At 41.1% G+C, this 20668-nt stretch carries 18 protein-coding genes; 16 read left to right on the plus strand and 2 right to left on the minus strand.

Annotation, left to right across the window (positions count from 1 at the left end; all coding sequences use genetic code 11):
- Window positions 1-217 precede the first annotated feature (217 nt).
- Together CRO16_RS16445 and CRO16_RS16105 are read right to left on the minus strand one after the other, a co-directional pair.
- Complete coding sequence (locus CRO16_RS16445) at window positions 218-394, minus strand: helix-turn-helix domain-containing protein (protein WP_097055084.1); 177 nt, start codon at window positions 392-394, stop codon at window positions 218-220.
- A complete protein-coding gene (locus CRO16_RS16105; RefSeq protein ID WP_179670484.1) occupies window positions 361-519 on the minus strand; it encodes a hypothetical protein in 159 nt (52 codons plus the stop codon). The genes CRO16_RS16445 and CRO16_RS16105 overlap by 34 nt, the downstream gene beginning before the upstream one ends.
- 85 nt (window positions 520-604) lie before the next feature.
- Here CRO16_RS16105 and CRO16_RS04300 point away from each other — a divergent pair, with 85 nt between their 5' ends.
- The 16 genes from CRO16_RS04300 to CRO16_RS04375 all read left to right on the plus strand — a co-directional run bounded on the left by CRO16_RS04300 (window position 605) and on the right by CRO16_RS04375 (window position 20649).
- Window positions 605-3868: a type ISP restriction/modification enzyme gene (locus tag CRO16_RS04300; RefSeq protein ID WP_097055085.1), complete on the plus strand. Its 3264-nt coding sequence runs from the start codon at window positions 605-607 to the stop codon at window positions 3866-3868.
- A 173-nt stretch (window positions 3869-4041) separates the two neighbouring features.
- Window positions 4042-4410, plus strand: coding sequence for an ArsR/SmtB family transcription factor (locus CRO16_RS04305; RefSeq protein WP_097055086.1), 369 nt, complete (start codon window positions 4042-4044; stop codon window positions 4408-4410).
- A complete protein-coding gene (merTP, locus tag CRO16_RS04310; RefSeq protein ID WP_097055087.1) occupies window positions 4407-5000 on the plus strand; it encodes a mercuric transport protein MerTP in 594 nt (197 codons plus the stop codon). Before CRO16_RS04305 ends, merTP begins: the two co-directional genes overlap by 4 nt.
- Window positions 5000-6346, plus strand: a complete 1347-nt coding sequence (locus CRO16_RS04315; protein ID WP_097055781.1) for a dihydrolipoyl dehydrogenase family protein — start codon at window positions 5000-5002, stop codon at window positions 6344-6346. Before merTP ends, CRO16_RS04315 begins: the two co-directional genes overlap by 1 nt.
- Window positions 6347-6356: 10 nt before the next feature.
- On the plus strand, window positions 6357-6569 hold the full coding sequence (locus CRO16_RS16295; protein WP_097055088.1) for a GDCCVxC domain-containing (seleno)protein: 213 nt from the start codon (window positions 6357-6359) through the stop codon (window positions 6567-6569).
- Window positions 6570-6630: 61 nt separating this feature from the next.
- On the plus strand, window positions 6631-6951 hold the full coding sequence (locus tag CRO16_RS04325) for a DUF6660 family protein (RefSeq protein WP_097055089.1): 321 nt from the start codon (window positions 6631-6633) through the stop codon (window positions 6949-6951).
- 80 nt (window positions 6952-7031) lie between these two features.
- Window positions 7032-11378: a CusA/CzcA family heavy metal efflux RND transporter gene (locus tag CRO16_RS04330; protein ID WP_097055090.1), complete on the plus strand. Its 4347-nt coding sequence runs from the start codon at window positions 7032-7034 to the stop codon at window positions 11376-11378.
- 4 nt (window positions 11379-11382) lie between these two features.
- Window positions 11383-12555: an efflux RND transporter periplasmic adaptor subunit gene (locus CRO16_RS04335; protein ID WP_097055091.1), complete on the plus strand. Its 1173-nt coding sequence runs from the start codon at window positions 11383-11385 to the stop codon at window positions 12553-12555.
- 29 nt (window positions 12556-12584) lie between these two features.
- On the plus strand, window positions 12585-13472 hold the full coding sequence (locus tag CRO16_RS04340) for a cation diffusion facilitator family transporter (RefSeq protein WP_097055092.1): 888 nt from the start codon (window positions 12585-12587) through the stop codon (window positions 13470-13472).
- A 28-nt stretch (window positions 13473-13500) separates the two neighbouring features.
- Window positions 13501-14292, plus strand: coding sequence for a cation transporter (locus CRO16_RS04345; RefSeq protein ID WP_097055093.1), 792 nt, complete (start codon window positions 13501-13503; stop codon window positions 14290-14292).
- 101 nt (window positions 14293-14393) lie between these two features.
- Window positions 14394-15131, plus strand: a complete 738-nt coding sequence (locus tag CRO16_RS04350; RefSeq protein WP_097055094.1) for a ZIP family metal transporter — start codon at window positions 14394-14396, stop codon at window positions 15129-15131.
- Window positions 15132-15143: 12 nt separating this feature from the next.
- Entirely contained in the window at window positions 15144-16160 is a 1017-nt protein-coding gene (locus tag CRO16_RS04355; RefSeq protein WP_097055095.1) for a sodium:calcium antiporter, read from the plus strand.
- A 703-nt stretch (window positions 16161-16863) separates the two neighbouring features.
- A complete protein-coding gene (locus tag CRO16_RS04360) occupies window positions 16864-17541 on the plus strand; it encodes a hypothetical protein (RefSeq protein ID WP_143544416.1) in 678 nt (225 codons plus the stop codon).
- Between the two features lie 97 nt (window positions 17542-17638).
- On the plus strand, window positions 17639-17920 hold the full coding sequence (locus CRO16_RS04365; protein WP_097055097.1) for a helix-turn-helix domain-containing protein: 282 nt from the start codon (window positions 17639-17641) through the stop codon (window positions 17918-17920).
- 4 nt (window positions 17921-17924) lie between these two features.
- Window positions 17925-19511 (plus strand): DNA primase family protein, encoded by a 1587-nt coding sequence (locus CRO16_RS04370; protein ID WP_218839722.1) that lies wholly within the window; start codon window positions 17925-17927, stop codon window positions 19509-19511.
- Complete coding sequence (locus tag CRO16_RS04375) at window positions 19495-20649, plus strand: DUF6371 domain-containing protein (protein ID WP_143544418.1); 1155 nt, start codon at window positions 19495-19497, stop codon at window positions 20647-20649. Before CRO16_RS04370 ends, CRO16_RS04375 begins: the two co-directional genes overlap by 17 nt.
- Window positions 20650-20668: the final 19 nt, after the last annotated feature.

Here is a 20668-nt window from a genome sequence, read left to right on the forward strand (position 1 = left end):
TTCGAAAATCCAAAGCCTATAAGTGTTCTGCAAAACTGAAAATAAAATTACCCACTGCCACCTTAAATATGTCTCAGCCCTCCGGCACGCCAAGTGTGCATCAAGAAGTTGTGGCAATTTAGGAAATTTGTCTCTATTTATTCCCGTCCTGAAAAAAATATCAAACTTTTATAAACCTGCATTTCCTGCATTTCTTGCATACTCTGATCTTTAGAGACTATTTACTATCCCGGGCAGATCTATTCGAGTTCAATAGTGTTTCTTCAATATCCGATTGCCTGTATCGCACCCTGGTTCCGATCTTGTAAGGCTTCAAAACCCCCAACTTTCCCCATTGATAAAGAGTTACTAGGGAAATCCCTAAAAGCTCCGATACATCTTTCGGCTTAACCATACTTCAGGCTCTTTAGGGGTACACTTTTTTGAAAATTCTACAAGAAGCTTCTCTACCCCTTCCAGAATTTCTTTTTTAAATTCCTCCGGGTCTACTTCATAGAATTGAATGGCTTGTTTTTTCATTTTTTAGCATCCAATTTACGGTTTCCCGTCCTTCTCTTTAACAGAATATTAATAGATTTACAGTTAAGACCAAACCAACTCCAGAATGACCATAGCCGAATACCTCTCCCACCTCAATAGACTTTACATTACCGGCCACGCAAGAGAACACTCCTACCGCGGAGATCTTCAAACCTTGTTATCTACTCTTTTACCAGGTATCCTTGTGACAAATGAACCAGCCAGGGTGAGTTGTGGTGCTCCAGATTATATGCTTTCACGCAAAGGTGTGCCTGTAGGTTATGTTGAAGCAAAGGATATAGGGGTGGATTTAGATTCTAAAGGTCTAAAGGAGCAATTCGAAAGGTACAAAGCAGGTCTTACCAATCTTATAATTACCGACTATCTCAACTTCAGGTTTTACAGGGAAGGTGAATTTGTAACTGAAATATCCCTTGGCAGTTTGGAAGCTGGTGAGATAAAACCTTTACCGGGTAATTTCGAGCATTTTACGCACCTCATTTCCGATTTTGCTTTAGTTGTTAGTCAAAGCATTAAGTCCCCTACCCGTCTTGCTAAAATGATGGCTGGAAAAGCGAGATTAATGGCCGATGTCATTGAAAAGTCTTTAGATAATGATGATGAGAAGGAAAAAAGGTCAAATCTAAAGTCCCAAATGATCTCCTTCAAGCAAATGCTTATTCACGATATCACCAACAGGTCCTTTGCCGATATCTATTCGCAAACCATTGCCTACGGAATGTTTGCAGCGCGGTACCACGATCCTACTCTGCCAACTTTTTCACGCATGGAAGCAGCACAGCTTATACCCAAGAGTAACCCGTTCCTCCGGAAACTATTCCAGGACATTGCCGGTTTTGACCTGGATGATAGACTTGTGTGGATTGTAGAGGAGTTGGTAAGCATTTTTCTTGCTTCAGATGTCTCAAAGATCATGAAGAACTTCGGAAAAAGCACTAAGCAAGATGATCCGGTAGTCCATTTCTACGAAACTTTTTTAGGTGAATACAATCCTGCCCTTAGAAAAACCCGAGGAGTGTGGTATACACCACAACCGGTGGTAAACTTCATTGTGCGAGCAGTTGATGATATTCTAAAAGACGAATTCAATCTCCCTCAAGGTTTAGCAGATACCAGTAAAACAAAGATCACCGTTAAAGTTCCCACTCATGACAAGCGGTATGCCGGCGGAATGCGTGATTATGAGCAGGAAGTCCATAAAGTGCAGATACTCGATCCCGCCACCGGAACCGGAACTTTCCTGGCTGAAGTTGTACGGCAGATCCACAAGAAATTTGAAGGCCAACAAGGCATCTGGACGCGTTATGCTACGGAACATTTGATTCCCCGCCTAAACGGCTTTGAATTGCTGATGGCAAGTTACGCTATGGCCCATCTCAAAATGGATATGTTGCTGACTGAAACCGGCTACAAACCCACAGATGATCAACGCTTCAGGATCTTTCTGACTAATTCCCTTGAAGAAGCGCACCCGGACACGGGAACCCTTTTCAGCTCCTGGCTTTCCGATGAAGCTGATCAGGCTAATGCAATCAAAAGAGACACTCCAGTGATGTGCGTCATTGGAAATCCACCCTATAGTGGTGAAAGCTCAAATCAAGGGGAATGGATTTTAGATTTAATGGAGGATTATAAAAAAGAGCCAGGAGGAAAAGAACGACTAAAAGAAAAAAATTCTAAATGGATTAATGATGATTACGTAAAGTTTCTTCGTTTCGGTCAATACTTTATAGAACGGAATGGTGAAGGAGTATTAGCTTTTATTAATCCTCATGGATATTTAGACAACCCCACCTTTCGTGGAATGCGGTACAACCTTTTAAGGACGTACGATCAGCTATATGTAATCGATCTCCATGGAAACTCCAAGAAAAAAGAAACAGCTCCTGACGGTTCTGTTGATGAAAACATTTTTGATATTATGCAGGGTGTTTCCATCAACATATTTGTGAAAACAGGAAAAAAAGAAAATGACACTTTAGGTCAAGTTTATCATTACGATTTATACGGAAAACGTGAGTTTAAGTACGATTTTCTACTTAAAGAAGATTTGGGTTCAATTCCATTCGTAGACCTCGTAAATAAATCTCCAATGTATTTCATGATGCAGAAGGATTTTAAAACTGAGGAAGAATATGTAAGCGGTTTCTCAATGAATGAAATTTTCACCCTGAGCGGAAATGGCATAGTCAGTAAAAGAGATGCTATGGCCTTTCAGCCGACTAAAGAAGATATACAGCACGTGATAAACGATGTCTACACCCTCGACAACAAAGAAATCGTGAGCAAATACAACAATGTGAGCTGGAAAAGTCGTGATGGAAAGGTGGAGTTCGTAAAACAGAATGTACTTGAATTTGGGCTTGACGATCAACACTTCGTACAATGTGAATATCGGCCATTTGATAAGAGGTGGACCTATTTTACTGGTAAGTCTAAGGGGTTCATCGGGTGGCCTGTTAATCAAATAATGAGACATTTTTTAAAAGGAAAACAAAATTATGGTCTTGTAATAGGTCGTCAGGGCCAAGCTGTAGGTTCAATGCCGTGGAACTTATCATTTGTAACAAACTCAATAACCGACTTTAATCTGTATTATAGAGGTGGAGGAATGCTCTTTCCATTATACCTCTATTCAGAAACTTCTAATCAACAAACAATAGACGACAAACAGGAAAATCGGGTTCCCAATCTTAATGAGGAAATTATTGGAAAAGTAGCTGAACGAATAAATCATGCTTTCCTTCCAGAGGAAAACCTTGTCTGCGATTTAGAAGCTGGTTTGGATGGTACTTTTTCCCCTATAGATATTCTTGATTACATATATGCAGTTCTACATTCCCCGGAATACCGGGAGAAATACAAGGAGTTTCTAAAAATAGATTTTCCGAGGGTCCCTTATCCAAAGGATGCTGATCAATTCTGGAAGCTTGTAGAGTTGGGAGGGCAAATACGTGAGCTGCATTTGTTGGAAAGTCCGCTTTTGGAGAAGCGAATTACCGGTTATCCTGAAGATGGTGATAATATCATCACCCGTAAGATCACCAAAAACAGCCCCGGCTACGAACCGGATTCGGAAACACATGGAAAAGTTTGGATCAATGACCAGCAATATTTTGACAATGTGCCCCTGATTGCCTGGGAATTCTACATCGGCGGCTACCAACCGGCACAAAAGTGGTTAAAAGATCGCAAAGGCCGGGAATTAAGCTTTGAAGATATCCTGCACTATCAGAAAATGATCGTTGCGCTAACCGAGACTGATAGGCTGATGAAGGAGATTGATGAAGTTGGAGTGATTGTCGAAGAAATGAGTGTGGAACAATAGGTAAATCATAGAGATAGGTAAACGGCAGTATTACTTTTAACATAGATGCTGCCACGGCATATCATGCATCTGAGAGGATGTCTTTTCAACCTGACCTAATTTCCGGTTCGTTTTGATCTTCAATTTTGGAGCTTATTTAAGAACTTGCTTAAATAATTTATTACTTTTGTGAAATGAAAGATATCAACTGCATACGTAAAGAAGCCGATTTTGACCAGATCAAACGTTGTCAGGAGCAACTTTCCGAAGCCGAAGAGGCTGTGAGTGCCCTAACAGATAAGCTTTCCCTGGTGAGTAACAGTGTAAGGCTAAAGATTCTTTATGTCCTGCAAACAGAAGAAAGATTATGTGTGTGTGATCTAAGTGACATCCTGAACATGACCATTCCGGCAGTTTCGCAACACTTGCGAAAATTGAAGGATAGGGATTTTGTAAAAGCGGAAAAAGAAGGTCAGACCATATTTTATTCTCTTCGGAATGACCATCGGGAACTCCTTGCTCCCTTTTTCAATTTAATAACACATCAACCTGAAGCTATATGAAGACAAAAAACGGCTTTATTGGAGTAGGTATTTTAACTGGTATTGCCAGTTCTCTTTGTTGTATTGCTCCCATACTTGCTATAGCAGCAGGAACAGGAAGCATGGCAGGTGCTTTTGCATGGCTGGAGCCTTTTAGATGGCCACTTGTAGCAATTTCAATAGTTGCTTTGGGATTCGCCTGGTATTTGAACCTGAAGTCTACAGACGATGACTGCGGCTGTGAAAGCAATTCCCGATCTTCCTTTTTCCAGTCCCGTAAATTCTTGACTGGAGTGACTGTTTTTGTTATTCTGAGCCTGGCTTTTCCTTATTATGCTGAAGCTTTTTATCCTTCTGATGAAAAAGAAGTGGTTTTTGTTCAGGAAAAAAATATTCAAACGGTAGAATTCTCTGTGAGTGGTATGACCTGCACAGGCTGTGAGGGTCATGTAAAATCTGAAGTTAACAAGCTAAACGGGATTGTCACCTGCAAAGTTTCTTACGAAGAAAGTAATACGGTTGTTGAATTCGATAGTTCACTCACGAACGTTGAAGAAGTAAAAGCAGCTATTGAACGAACTGGAGACAAAGTCACAAAAATAGAAAGATGATGAAGCAATATGATGTAATAGTAATAGGTTCGGGCATGTCGGGTATGACAGTTGCCAATAAATGTGCATCCAAAGGTTTAAAAGTCGCTGTAACTGATGAACTACCCTATGGAGGAACTTGTGCGCTTCGAGGATGTGACCCAAAAAAAATAATCATTGGTGCTACCGAAGTGAGAGACTTCGCTCAACGATTGGCGGGAAAAGGTATTGATACTGTTCCTGAAGTTAACTGGAAAGACGTCATGGCTTTTAAGCAGGAATTCGTAAATGCCATGCCCGGGAAAATCGAAAAAGGATACAAACACAATGATATAGACACCTATCACGGTGCTGCTCGCTTTTTAAGCAATGATTCAGTTGAAATTGAATCGCAAGTTTTAAAAGGAGATAAAATTGTTATTGCCACAGGAGCCAGATCACGTACACTAACTTTTGAAGGCGGTAACTACGCTTTGACCAGTACAGATTTTCTCAACCTGAAGGAGCTGCCAAAGTCCATGATATTTATAGGCGGCGGTTATATTGCCTTTGAATTTGCACATATCGCCAGGCGATGTGGGGCCGAAGTTACCATAGTACACCGGGGACCACGACCTCTGGAAAATTTTGATAGGGATATAGTTCAGCATTTGTCTGAAGCAACACAGAAGATGGGCATAAAATTAGTGCTTGAAACAAACGTTACCGGAATCAAAAAAGAAACAAAAGGTTTTACTGTTGTTGGTGAAAAAAATGGTTCTGAAGTAGAATTTATGGCTGAAGCAGTTTTTAACAGTGCAGGAAGAGTGCCTCATATCAATGACCTAGATCTTAAGGCTGGATCTGTTGCTTCAAACAAAAGGGGGATTGAGGTCAATGAGTTTTTACAGAGCACTGCAAATCCCAACGTGTATGCTGCCGGAGACGCTGCCGACAGCAATGGACTACCGTTAACACCAGTAGCCGTTTATGAAGGTCATATTATTGCTTCCAATATTATAAAAGGAAATAGCAGAAAGGCAGAGTATCCACCCATGCCCTCAGTGGTCTTTACCCTACCGCCAATGGCTTCAGTAGGTTTAACAGAAGAGGAAGCCAAAAAGGCCGGAATTAATGTAAAAGTAAATAGCAAAGCGGTCCCGGAATGGTTTAATGCGAAGCGATTAAACACCGAAGAATATGCCTTCAAGACCATCATAGACACCGAGAGTGGAACTTTAGTAGGTGCACATTTAATTGGTCCGGGAGTTGAGGAAACAATTAATTTTTTCTCTCTTGCTATTTACAAATCGATACCAGTACAAGATTTAAAGAAAATGATTTATGCGTACCCCACAATGGGTTCGGATATCACATCAATGTTATAAAAAATCCGATATGGAGACAATTTTAAAGTCTATTCTCACTTGCCCGAACTGCAATGTATCCAAGGAAGAAACCATGCCTACAGATGCATGCCAATTCTTTCACGAATGCGCCAGCTGTGGAACCGTAGTAAAGCCATTGGAAGGTGATTGCTGTGTTTTTTGCAGTTACGGTTCTGTACAATGTCCACCAATCCAGGAGTCTCGTTCTTGTTGTAGCAAATGAAACTTAATCAATTAAGAATTTTATAAGCTTTGCTTCTAAGTTCTTTTTTTACCTTTGCATTGTGAAATTTATCGCAGTCATACTATCTGTTTATTTCCTGGGGCTAAACTTTATACCCTGTGATGACACAGCTGTATCCGAAAGTCAGGATACTATCTTCGTGAGTTTGGAAGTAGACCAGGATCAGCAAGGCGACCAGCATGGTACTTCAGATGACTGTCCTCCTTTTTGCCAATGTCACTGCTGCCATGTGCATGTGGTGAGATTCGAAACAAGTAGCTTCGAAGTATTTGAGCCAAAAATGCCCTTTTTGACACCCTTGTTTGGAGAGAGTGCAGGCAAGGAAATTGCCTTTTCTCACTTCCAGCCTCCCCGTATTTAATTCAGTTTTAGGATAGCTATATCCTTTTGTCACTGGCCCCGGCCAGAGAATTTATTACAAACTGAATTAAATTATCATGTATGATTAATAAGATCATTGATTTTTCGATCAATAATAAATTTATTATTGGTCTACTCACAGTGGTGTTAATTGGTGCAGGGATCTGGAGCGTTTTCCAGGTTCCCGTAGATGCCCAACCAGACATCACAAATAATCAGGTGCAGGTGATTACCCAGGCACCCAATTTAGGAACTGAAGACATCGAGCAGTTCGTCACCTACCCCGTTGAAATTGCCATGAGTAATTTGCCGGGTGTAACAGAGATTCGCTCAGTTTCCAGGTTCGGACTCTCCGTTGTAACCATTGTCTTTGAAGACGACATGGGCACTTATCTCCCCAGGCAATTAGTAGGTGAAAAACTGAATGCCGTAAAAGATGAAATTCCCGAAGGTTTTGGACAACCTTCCATGGGACCTATTTCTACGGGACTTGGTGAAATTTACCAATATACCCTGGAAGTAGAAGAAGAATTCAAGGATGACTACTCCCCCACTGAGCTGAGAACAATTCAGGATTGGATTGTACGCCGACAAATGGCTATGGTGCCGGGAGTTGTAGAAGTGAACGGTGTTGGCGGAATGATAAAGCAATATGAAGTTGCTGTAGATCCGGACGAACTAAAAGCTATTGGACTTTCCATTTCTGATGTTTTTACCGCCCTTGAAAATAACAATCAGAATACCGGTGGGGCTTATATCGAAAAGAACCATCAGGCAAACTTCATACGGGGCGAAGGACTTGCACGAAGTGTGGAGGATCTGGAAAAGATTGTCGTCACCACTTCCGGAGGAGTACCTATAACAGTTGCAGATGTTGCTGATGTTCGAATAGGAAGTGCCGTACGTTATGGAGCACTAACAAAAAATGGACAGGGAGAAGCCGTTGGTGGAATGGTCATGATGCTGAAAGGAGCCAATTCCAATGAAGTAATCGACAATGTAAAAGACAGGATCGAACAGATTCAGAAATCCCTTCCTGAAGGTGTTTCCATAAAGCCATTTTTGGATAGAAGTGAACTTATTAGTGACACCACTTCCACAGTTACAAAAAACCTGCTCGAAGGAGGATTAATCGTCATTTTTGTTCTGGTGCTGCTCCTGGGGAACTGGCGGGGAGGTTTAATAGTTGCCTCAACAATTCCCCTCTCCCTCCTGTTTGCTTTCATTCTTATGAACCTTTTCGACGTCTGGGCAAACCTGATGAGTCTGGGGGCAATAGACTTTGGGATTATAGTTGATGGAGCGGTGATCATTGTAGAAAGTACTGTTTTTACAATTCATCAGCGCATGAAGAAACGAGGCGAATTAAACAAGGCTGAGAGAAATAATATAGCCGCATCTTCAGCCAAAAAGATGATGAATTCTGCCTTTTTTGGGCAGCTTATTATTCTCATCGTTTTTCTTCCCATTCTTGCTCTGGAAGGGGTTGAAGGCAAGATGTTCAAGCCAATGGCACTTACCTTTATTTTCGCCATGCTGGGCGCCATGATCTTGTGTTTGACATACGTTCCAATGATCTCTGCTCTCTTTCTCAAGGAAAGTAAAAAACGGAAGAGATCCTATGGCGATAAATTTGTAGGTTGGGTTCAGAATAAATATGAGCCTTTATTAAACAAATCTTTAAAAAGAGGGAAAATTGTACTCGGCTCCGCTATAACTCTATTCGCTTTGGCAGCGTTCATGTTCACCAAAATGGGAGGGGAATTTATTCCGCAGCTCGATGAAGGGGACATCGCTTTCCACATTATCCTTAAACCGGGAAGTTCTCTTGACGAAGGAATCGCGACCTCCACAAGAATTGAACAGCTTCTTCTGGACGAGTTTCCGGAAATAGAACAGATCGTCACTCGTTTTGGAGTTTCTGATGTCCCAACAGATCCTATGCCTATGGATATTGGAGACAGCTTTATCATTCTAAAGGATAAAGATGAATGGACTTCTGCCGATTCTAAGGATGAACTTATTGCAAAGATCAAAGAAACCATCGGTATTATTCCCGGCGTTAGCTATGAATTTACCCAGCCAGTAGAAATGCGGTTCAACGAACTTCTTACCGGGGTGAGGGAAGATGTTGCAGTCAAACTTTATGGTGAAGATCTGGAGGTTCTGGCAAGTAAGGCGCAGGAGATGGGCAACATTATTTCTACTGTAGAAGGAGTTGCCGATATGAAAGTAGAGGCCACGGCCGGATTACCGCAGATCACGGTCAACTATAACAGGAATAAAACTGCGCAATACGGTTTACAGATCAAGGAGTTAAATTCCCTTATCCAATCGGCTTTTGCAGGCGGAGATGCGGGAGTTATTTTTGAAGGAGAAAGACGATTTGACCTGGTAGTGCGATTACAGGAAGAAGAAAGAACAAGTATTGAGAATATCAGGAATTTGTATGTAACCTTACCTTCAGGTAGTCAGATACCACTGAAAGAAGTGGCTGAAATAAGTTATCAGCCCGGCCCGATGCAGATTAGTAGGGATAATACCAACCGCCGTACATACGTGGGAGTAAATATCAGGAATCGTGATGTGAAGTCTGTGGTGGAAGATATACAGACCAAACTGGACGCTGAGTTTGAACTACCGCCCGGCTATTACATTCGCTACGGTGGGGCTTTTGAAAATTTTGAAAGAGCAAGCAAGAGACTGCAAATTGTAGTTCCCATCGCCCTGCTCCTCATCTTCATCCTGATCTTTTTTGCTCTCAAATCCTTTAAGCAAACCACCATGATCTACATAGCCATTCCACTTGCAGCTATTGGCGGGATATTCTCCTTATGGCTGCGGGACATGCCCTTTAGCATTTCTGCCGGGGTTGGCTTTATTGTATTGTTTGGAGTGGCGGTTTTAAACGGCCTTGTACTTATTAGCAGTTTCAATGAATTAAAAGAAGAAGGTGTGAAAAATCTAAATGAAAGGATCAGTCTTGGAACAAGAAGCAGAATCCGTCCCATTTTGCTAACAGCTCTTACCGATGTGCTTGGGTTCCTGCCTATGGCCATTTCGAGCTCGGCAGGAGCAGAAGTGCAACGGCCACTGGCAACTGTGGTTATAGGAGGTTTAATTACCTCTACCCTGCTCACTTTATTCATTTTGCCTATTCTTTATAGATGGGTTGAATCAAGGTCTGGCAAATTAAAATTTAAACCTTCAATGGGTGGATCTTTTGCTTTAATTCTTGTCCTGTTCCTTTTACCTGCTGGTTTAAGCGGTCAAACAATGGAATTGTCTCAAGAGATTACTCAGGAGCAAGCAGTATCGTTAGCCCTCCGGAATTATCCACTTCTGAAAAATGAGAAGTCCCAAATTGACCAGGAGCAAGCTCTGAAAAAATCTGCCTGGGATTTTGGGGAAACTGAAGTATTTACGGGTGGAGAAGAGCTTGGAGATGCCGGTGGAATATATACGACTATTGGCGTTCAACAGAAAGGGATTGATTTATTAGGGATACCTTCTAAAACTAAGCTTTACAACAAAAGAATTGCCCTTGCCGAAGAAGCCTATGAACTGTCTCAACTTCAGGTGGCACAGGAGGTGAAAATAGCCTGGAGTCGTACCTTTTCGGCAAAACAACAGTATCTGTTATTTCAGGAACTGGATTCCCTGTACCAAAAATTAGAACAGGCCGTAAATCTTCGGTACGATGTAGAGGCCATCTCAAGATTAGAAATGCTGACAGCCAAAAATAAAGTCAGCCAAATTTCGGTTGATTTGCAACAGGCCGAAATGGACTACCTAACAGCCTTGCAAAAGCTCAATCTATGGTTGGGAGATGAAGAAGTCTTTGATGTCCCGGATGATTTTCAAGGTATTTTGGACGATGAAATTTTCCTTTACGGAGATCTACCTGAGGATCACCCTCTTCTGGAAGTTTCAGAAAAGAAGGTTGCGGTGGCAGAAGCTGCTTATGCTGCAGAAAAGGCTAATTTTCTACCTGATTTCAGTGTTCAGTACGGACTTCAAAAAGTAAATGGAGCAACCGGTTTTTATAACTATCAGGCCGGAATATCTATTCCAATCCTTTCAGGAGCTGCACACGGGGAAGTTAAAACGGCAAAAATAGAAAAGGAAATTGCACAAAGAGCTGCCGGTTTTAAGAAAGACCAGATAAAATCTGATTTTGAAATTGCCTTGAGAAACTATAAGCGATGGAAATCTTCCTGGTTGTTTTACAGGGATGAAGTCCTTCCCTTGCTGAAGGAACAACGGGAGGGATCATTACTCGCCTTTAATGAAGGTGCCATTGAATATGTGGCTTTTATTCAGAATTTAGACAATGCAATGGAGTCAGAAATTAAGGCGCTCAAAGCTTTTGAAAATTATCAAATAGCCCTTGCAGAATTACAATTTTACCTAACAGGAAAAAACTAAAAAAATGAGATTTCAAACAATATATATACTTCCGTTTCTCCTCCTACTGTCTTGCGGGGAAAATACTGAAAAAGAGGTGACACAGAAAAAAGAAGCTGAACCTGCAAAAACAGAAACGGTCAAGGAAGCTATGCTGTCACAACAGCAGTTCGATGTGCTTGACATGAAGATTGACAGCCTTACAACCAGGTTAATGAGCGGATATGTACAGGCAAATGGAGAGCTGGAAGTCCCTCCTCAAAGCCAGGCTGCAGTCACTCCAGTTATTGGAGGTAATGTATCATCAATAACAGTGATCGAAGGAGATGAAGTTCAGCGTGGAGATGTATTAGCCTATATCGAGCACCCGGAGATCATCGAGATACAAACGCAATTTTTGAATGCCTTAAACAGTCTGAATTATCAGGAAAAAGAGTTCCAAAGGCAAAAGAAATTGTACGAAGCCGGAGTGGGTTCAGGGCAAATCTTTCAGCGTGCCGAGGCAGAACTGGAAAGCCTAAAGGGACAGGTGGCAGGGCTTAAGGCTCAGTTGCAACAATTGAACATCAATCCTGAAACTATCCAAAATGGAAATATCCAGCAGAGGATTGCGGTTAGAAGCCCTATAGATGGAGCTGTTCAATCGGTTAACATTAAAACAGGCCAATTTGTACAGGCGCAGTCTGAAATGTTTGAGCTTATCAATACGAAAGATGTTCATGTAGACTTTATGGTCTTTGAAAAAGATGTGGCAAAAGTGGAGAAAGGACAGAAAGTATTTTTCACTATCGAATCATTACCAGGAACTGAATTGACCGCGGAAATAATTTCTGTAAGCAAGAACTTTGAGCAGGATCCCAAAGCAGTTCATGTTCATGCGGAAATCATCGACAGGCCTGAAAATCTTGTTCCGGGAATGTATGTAAGAGGGCGAATTGCGGTTGACAATCAACAAACAACAGCCTTACCCGAATCTGCCATAGTTAGAGAAGGTGGTAAATTTTATGCTTTTACTGCAGAAGAGGAAGGAGATGCGTGGAGCTTTCGACCTGTGGAAGTTATTACCGGGACTGATGAAGGTGAATGGGTTGAAGTAAAGCTAATAAAAGATCTTCCAGAGAACATGAGATTTGCCTATAACAATGCCTACTATCTTATGGCGGAGATGCAAAAGGGAGAAGGTGGACACAGCCATTAATTTTAAGTAATTTAGAAAAAACAACAGATATGGGTCACGATCATTCTCACGAAAGTTCTGGAAAGAATCTTAAGCTGGCATTTTTCATAAATGTTGGGTTTACCATTATCGAGATCATTGGAGGATTTCTTACCAATAGCGTCGCAATCATTTCTGATGCCTTGCATGACCTGGGAGATAGTTTGTCACTCGGGCTTGCGTGGTATATAGAGGGTAAGGCTAATAAAAAGGGGGCTACAGACGAATTTAGCTTCGGGTATGCCCGCTTCAGGCTTTTGGGTGCTTTAATTAATTCTGTTGTTCTTGTAGCGGGTTCTATTTATATTATTTACGAAGCAATTTCCCGACTCCAGAATCCGGAGGCTGTTGACTCAAAGTACATGATCGGTTTCGCTATCCTCGGAGTGTTGGCAAACGGTTATGCTGCCTGGAAGGTAAGTGGAGGAAAATCTTTAAATGACAAGGTTGTAAGCTGGCACCTCCTGGAAGATGTATTGGGATGGGTCGCTGTTCTTATTGTGGCTATTATTCTGCAGTTTAAAGACTGGTACATTCTGGACCCAATCCTCTCGCTGGGTATTACGCTTTACATCTTATGGGGTGTCGGCAGAAGACTTAAAGACACCCTTCATCTGCTTCTGCAGGGGGTTCCGGAAGGATTGGATATGCAGGAAGTCAAAAAGCAGCTACAGCAGGTTGATCACGTCAATTCTATTCATCACATGCATGTTTGGTCCCTGGATGGGGAACACCATGTGCTAACCGCTCACCTGGTCCTGGAAAAGATCAGCCACTTCGATCAAATAGATGACGTGCGGCAGAAGGCTATAGAGTCTGTGGAAGAGTGGGATTTTAGCCATCATACGTTTCAGTTAGAACTCGATAAGGAAAAATGCCCGATGCTGAAGAGTCACTAAAACTAATTTACTAAAGCTTGACGTAAGTATGAATAAAAGCATTTTCACTATCCAAAAGATGGACTGTCCTTCCGAGGAACAGATGATAAGAATGAAACTTGAACCGGTTGACCAGGTAAAGCATCTGGAATTCGATATTAATCGGAGAAAACTCGAAGTATATCATACAGGGAATGGGAATGAAATCCACCGCGCCATTAGCCAGTTGGGTTTAAATGACAGACTTGAGGAAACAACTGAAGCTGTCTTGCCTTTGCCCTCAGATGATTCCCATCAAAAGAAAATTTTGTGGTGGGTACTCGGAATCAACTTCGGGTTCTTTCTTCTGGAAATGACCACCGGATTAATTTCAAACTCAATGGGTCTTATTGCCGATTCTCTGGACATGCTTGCAGACGCCTTTGTTTATGCGCTAAGTCTGTTCGCTGTGGGAACATCTATAGGAAGAAAAAAGAGAATAGCAGGAATAAGTGGTTATCTACAAATGGGACTGGCTTTGGTGGGATTTGCAGAGGTCTTGAGAAGATTTTTTTCAAGTACCGATATGCCTCTGTTCGAGTGGATGATATTTGTTTCCATTTTTGCCCTCGCCGGAAATCTGATCTCTCTTTGGCTCATTAACAAAGCTAAAAGCGATGAGGCTCACATGCAAGCCAGTGCTATTTTCACTTCCAACGATATCATTGTAAACGGTGGAGTAATACTGGCCGGAGTTCTCGTGTATTTCCTCGACAGTAAGTGGCCCGATTTAATTATTGGAGGCATTGTTTTTTCATTTGTCATGCGAGGCGCTCTTCGAATTTTGAAATTATCAAAGTAGAGCGGGTTGACTTGGAAAGCCGCGACTTTATAACAGAAGTTTAAGAAGGAGCAGGATGTAAATGGTTAATTTAGAGTACAAAACCCTCTTTTTTACCGGAAATGAGCGAATTCTTAATGGTTTTATTACTTGCCGCTATGCCTGCCGTGGGGAATTTTTCAGGCGGTTTGCTGGCAGAGTGGATCAATGTTTCCGAAAAAACCTTGAATTTGGCGCTTCACTTCGCTGCAGGTATAATACTCGCTGTTGTAGGTTTAGAATTAATGCCTACTGCACTTGAAGTAGAGCAACCATGGATTCCCATTGCAGCTTTTATGGGAGGAGGCTTCACTTTTCTTCTTCTGGAAAAAGCGGTTCATTTCATTAAAGACCGGTTCGGAGGTGAAGGCAAGGCAACGGGATCTGCCTGGGGGATCTATTTGGGAGTTGCCATTGATCTTTTTAGCGATGGCATCATGATAGGTACAGGATCTACTGTATCAGTGTCTCTGGGGCTCCTTCTCGCCCTGGGGCAGGTACCTGCAGATATCCCGGAAGGTTTTGCCACAATTGCCACTTTCAAGAGCAAGGGAGTACCTAAGAAAATGCGCTACTTACTTGCAGCCGGTTTTACAATTCCTATTCTCCTCGGCGCTACAATTGGTTTTTGGACAATGCGCAACAGTGGTGATTTAGTTAAATTCAGTCTGCTGGCATTTACTGCCGGTATCCTGCTCAGCGTCGCCATCGAAGAAATTTTAACAGAAGCTCATGGTAAACCCGATCCTGTCTATGCTTCTGTTCTTTTGACTTCAGGTTTTTCCCTGTTCGCATTGCTAACGGTTTATTTAGAAGGCTAAAAAAAATAGACTATGAATATCTGGTTATGGGCTTTAGTTCTGATTGCAGCTGTCTGGGCAGCGCACTGGGGTGCGGAGCACTTGTCAAAACCTTTGAAAAAGTTAAGAAAACAATGGGGCTTTTCGGTAGCTGCCGGCGGGGCCTTAATTGGTTTGGCAGCAGCAAGTCCTGAAATAGGAATTAATATCACCAGTGCAGTAACCGGCGTGGGAGATATTGGTCTGGGGACCATGTTTGGCTCTAATGTTATTGCTATTCCTTTAATGGTCATAACCGCTTACATTGCGACCAGGCATCTAAAAAATAAGAACAAAGATGAAGGACACCAGGAGCACAAGAAGGAGCACCTCCTAAAAGTAGATCCCACGGCCGTAACAGTCCAGGCTTTACCATACTTGGTAATTGTAGCAGTAGTAGCTATACTAACTGTTCCTTCTGCCTGGAGAGGATTACAGCCCGTGGATGGCTGGATAATGTTGGGAATGTATATCGCTTTTCTTGCTCAGGCTCTCCTTAGAGGAAAAAAAGAAAGGGAAAAAGTGGAATGGAAGAAAAAGGAGATCTGGTTAGCGGTAGCAGGCCTGGTTGCTTTAGGTTTAGGCGCCTTTTTCACAGTTCGTGCTACAGAAAACCTGGTTTCCTCCTTTGGATTAGCACAAATAGTGGGTGGTTTATTTATTACAGCTCCAATGGCTGCATTGCCCGAAGTTTTTGCTACCTGGAGTGTAGCTAAAAGTGGTCAGATAACTTCGGGTGTCACCAGCGTCATAGGAGATCATGCCGTTACGCTTACCGTAGCCTTTTTTCCTCTGGCCTTGGTGGGCCTGCCGGTAAGCAACTTTACCTTATTTGTGACGGTTTTGAGCTTTGTAGGATTAGTAGGTATTCTTTATGCCGCTTTTATTCATATGGGCAGCAAGAAAAGCGGACATGGTTTTAAACGGTGGCAGGTCGTTACCCTTGGAGGTGTGTTGCTCGTTTACATAGCAGTTGTTCTTTTTGGGGTACTAAATATCATGAATAATTGATCATGTATGCAATACACACATCATGAACCGTCACTTTAATACCGGATCCTGAATTCGAGTTCCGAAGGAATATAGGTAGTTGGACATGGTTCTGTTCCTGGCATTCTATAGTTGTTTAGGATCCAATATAAACTTACCCTTAGGAAGCGTTTTCGCGATCTATGTATTTATTTCACTTCCTTTTTCCCTCCTGTTTAAAAAAGACCTTCGATTTTAAGGAAAAAAGCAGTTTTAATCAAACAACGCTTGCAACGGTAATGAAAAAAGATACAACTGTTGATTTTCAGTACTTTATAAAAACATAGCTCCGCCGAATCACCCGTAGCAACCGTAAATTCAACCGTAAATCAACCGTGACATTGGTAGCGGTTGCAACCGTGAGTCAACCGCACCGGTTGCAGCGGTTGCAACGGCAGGTATTTATCTGAAAATTCAGAAACTGAATGAGGAAAAGCAATCATGTGAAAGGCTTTTTGAATATAATCTTACCAGGCTGCTTTTTTCCGCAGAATATCTATTTTTGCCAAAGAGTAGCAACTGTTATAGCAACGGCTTAACCAGCACTAATCTTGCTAATAATGAACTGTTTCGTTTGCTAATTACTTCAGGATAATTTTTTTTGCAACGGCGAAGCAACTGCAGTAGCATCTGCGAGTATATCAAAAAGGACCATACATCCGCAACAGTAAATAAAACCACTACTATGAGTTTAAAACTTAATATCCCAAATGGTATAATTTTTCACTCCTATTTTTTATTCTGGAAAGATATCAATCACGTAGAGGAATTTTTTACTCGAAGATTTGAGAATTACCTTTACAATTATAGTCATGAGCGAAGCAAAATAGAGGATTCTTCAGGGAGCAGTAAATTATATTATTCGGGAGTGACCAAAGACGGAATAGAAATCACAGAAATTGATTTTATTAACCAGGAAATTTATAAGTTAAATAGAATTCCTTTAGAAACTGTAGACTTTGACGGAAGGAAGAGAGTGGAATTCTACCGGCAGTACCTTCAAAAAAGATTAATGAACATCTTAATGGGAGAAACAAAGCCTTTGCCAAAACCAGAGATCGATTTAGATGAAAAAATTACCCGTACCACCTGGTTTAAAATAGGGATAACTTTTGCCACTGGTCAAGCTCAGGAACTTTATGAAAAATACAAGCAGGAGAAAGGTCACTTCACGAAAATGGCTATAAAATTAGGTTTTAAAGAAACTGATCGTCCTTATTTTTCCGAGACCATCAATAACAGTACTATTGGTAATAAGAACCTCTACTCCAGCCCGGATAAGCTTAAAACCATATACGCCTATTGTCAGGTAAAGAATATTGAAGTATGTCATGATTTTATAGCTCAAATCGAATCCATTTAAATCCCTTTCAATAAACCGTACTGAAACCGTACTGGTACGGCAATGAGTACCAAACTTACTGCAGCACATTTGGCTTATCAATTAAATCAAAAGTCAAATGGAAAACATTTTTTTACAGGGCACCACTACAGATAAGTTGGTGGACCTTATTTCTCAAGATGTAAAGCGCCAACTTGAAGCGTTTAAAAAGGAATTAACTAACGAGCAGGCAAATGATGAGCTTCTTACCCGGGAGGAAGCATGTCAATTCCTAAAAATCAACTCTTCGACGCTGTGGGCGTGGACCAACAAAGGCAAAGTAAAAGCCTATGGCATTGCTAACCGCCGGTACTACAAAAGGAGTGAATTGATGGAATGTTTAACCGTACTTAAAAAGTAAGGCTATGAATTCATCAACAATCCAAAATCTCGTAACAGCTGATCTTGATTATCAAATCAGCAAAATGGTTATTCCTCAGTCTACTCCAGATGAAATCTTAGACAACCTCATTGAGCATATCAAAAAAATAGATTTTTGGGTGCTGGCATTTCCCAAAATAGTTGAATTAAGAGAAGAAATAAAAAGACTGGAGGCAGAAGTCTATATCGATGGCATCTTAAATGAAGATAAAAAACAGGAGGAAAAGGAGTATCGAAAGCTTTTAAAAGAGCTGAAAGCCCTAAAACTTACCAAGAACCACTACCTAATCTTGTGCATAGAGCAACTCCTTAAAATAGCGAAAAAAAATAATTGGGGGTTGTGCAAAAAACACGGTTTTATTTATTTGTACAATGGTTGTTTCTGGACGGAAATTGAAAAGGAGCGTTTTGAATCCTTTTTAGGGGATGTTGCACTAAAACTGGGAGTGGAAAAATTTAGGGGTAAGATACACACCTTCAAAGAAGAGCTTTTCAAACAATTCATGTCAGACGCGTATCTACCTACTCCACAAGCTAAAAGTGGCAAGGTTCTGATTAATCTGCAAAATGGCACCTTTGAAATAAGCCCTAAGAGCAGGAAATTGAGAGATTTTGACCCTAAAGATTTCTTAACGCATCAATTGCCATTTGAATATATACCACAAGCTACAGCACCTCTTTTTGAGAACTACCTAAATGAGGTAATACCCGATCCAGATAAGCAGAAGGTATTAGCTGAATATATAGGGTATCTGTTTGTAAAACCATCTATACTTAAATTAGAAAAAATGCTGATTCTGTTCGGAACCGGCGCGAACGGAAAAAGTGTATTTTTTGAAATAATCAGTGCTCTTTTAGGACCCGAGAATGTCTGCAACTATTCTCTCCAGAGCCTGACCAATGAAAACGGATACTATAGGGCCAAGATAGGAGACAAGCTGGTAAATTACGCCAGTGAAATCAACGGCAGACTCGAATCTGCCACATTTAAGCAAATGGCTTCTGGTGAACCTTTAGAAGCTCGATTACCACACAGAGATCCTTTCACTTTGCACGAGTATGCAAAGCTTATTTTTAACTGTAATGAACTTCCTAAAGATGTAGAGCATACTGCGGCCTTCTTCAGAAGGTTTTTAATTATAGAATTTGATGTTACCATACCAGAAGAAAAACAAGATAAGGAACTCTCAACCAGAATAATCCAAAATGAACTGTCCGGGGTCTTTAATTGGATTCTGAAGGGCTTAGATCGCTTACTGAGTCAGAAAAGATTTACTAGTTGTAAAGCAATAGAAGAAGCTATACATACATATAAAAATGAAAGTGACAGTGCTAAACTATTTATGGACGAAATGGGCTATGAGCGAAGTGCTGAAACCTACACTCTAATCAAAAATCTATATCAACAGTACGTTTCTTTCTGTATTGATGAAGGAGCCCAGCCCCTGAAAAAATTGAATTTCAGAAAAAGATTAAGCCACCACGGCTTTTACGTAAAAAAGGCTACTGAAGGGTACATAGTTTATGCTGACATCAAATCAAATACAGAGGAAGATGATCTCGAATTCTAAGTATTCACTCGATAATAGCAGCAAAAAATATCCTTGCCCTGCTTGTAATAAAAAAACATTTGTGAAATATGTTGATATTGAAACCGGATATTATTTGAAGGACAGTTTTGGGCGTTGTGACAGGGAGAGCAAATGTGGCTATTACCATGCTCCTCCAAAAGAGAATAAATACTATTTGATAACATTTCTATTCGTAGAAAGTATATCGGATAAAGCGTACCGAGCAACCGAAAGCAACGGCCACTTGCACTTTATTCCGACCTCTCAAGTTCTCGACAAAAATGGTAATAGTTTCTGGATAACAGAATGGTGGCTAAAGACTAATGGTATTGCTTATCTGGGGCATCAGAGCAAGAATATTGTATCTAATAAAGTAGGTGGTAGTGCGGTTGCAACGATAGCAACCGCATCACCCGTTGCCGCGGGTGCAACTGCATTAAGTGAACCAGATAAGGCCAGTTTTCATAGCTTGAAACTATTGGACCAGTTGTATAACGAAGAACCAGTAACGGAAAACTTAGAGGTTTATTTGAACACCCTATTTACAGAAAAGCAGGTTTTCAAAGCTAAGCAGAACTATCTCTTAACCGGCACTACCATGTTTTGGAATAAAGCCACTATTTTTTGGCAGATAGATCAGAACGAAAAAGTACATGCAGGAAAAATAATGCTATACGATTCTTCTACCGGCAAGAGAATTAAGAAATCATACAATCACATCAATTGGGTTCATAAAGCCCTAAAAGAACCGGATTTCAACCTAAATCAATGCCTGTTTGGGCTACACAGGATCAAAGAAGACTACAGTAAATCAATAGCCATTGTAGAAAGCGAAAAAACAGCTATAATCATGAGCATTATTGTTCCCGATGTTCTTTGGTTGGCAACCGGAAGCAAGCAAAATCTGAAGACTCGACTACTGGAGCCATTGGCTGGTCGAAAAATAGTACTATATCCAGACAAGGGTGAATATGAGAATTGGAGAAGCAAAGCTGAAGTAATAAAGAAAAACGGATTAAAGGTCGAAGTCAGCGATTTTCTTGAGGAATTGCCATTAAAACCGGGTGCGGATCTGGTGGATTATTATATATCCAGCTTACGGGAAAATGCAGGAAATGCAGGAAATGCACATTCTTAATATAAATTATTTGTGATAA

Source organism: Salinimicrobium sediminis (assembly GCF_900215295.1).
Classification (GTDB): Bacteria; Bacteroidota; Bacteroidia; order Flavobacteriales; family Flavobacteriaceae; genus Salinimicrobium; species Salinimicrobium sediminis.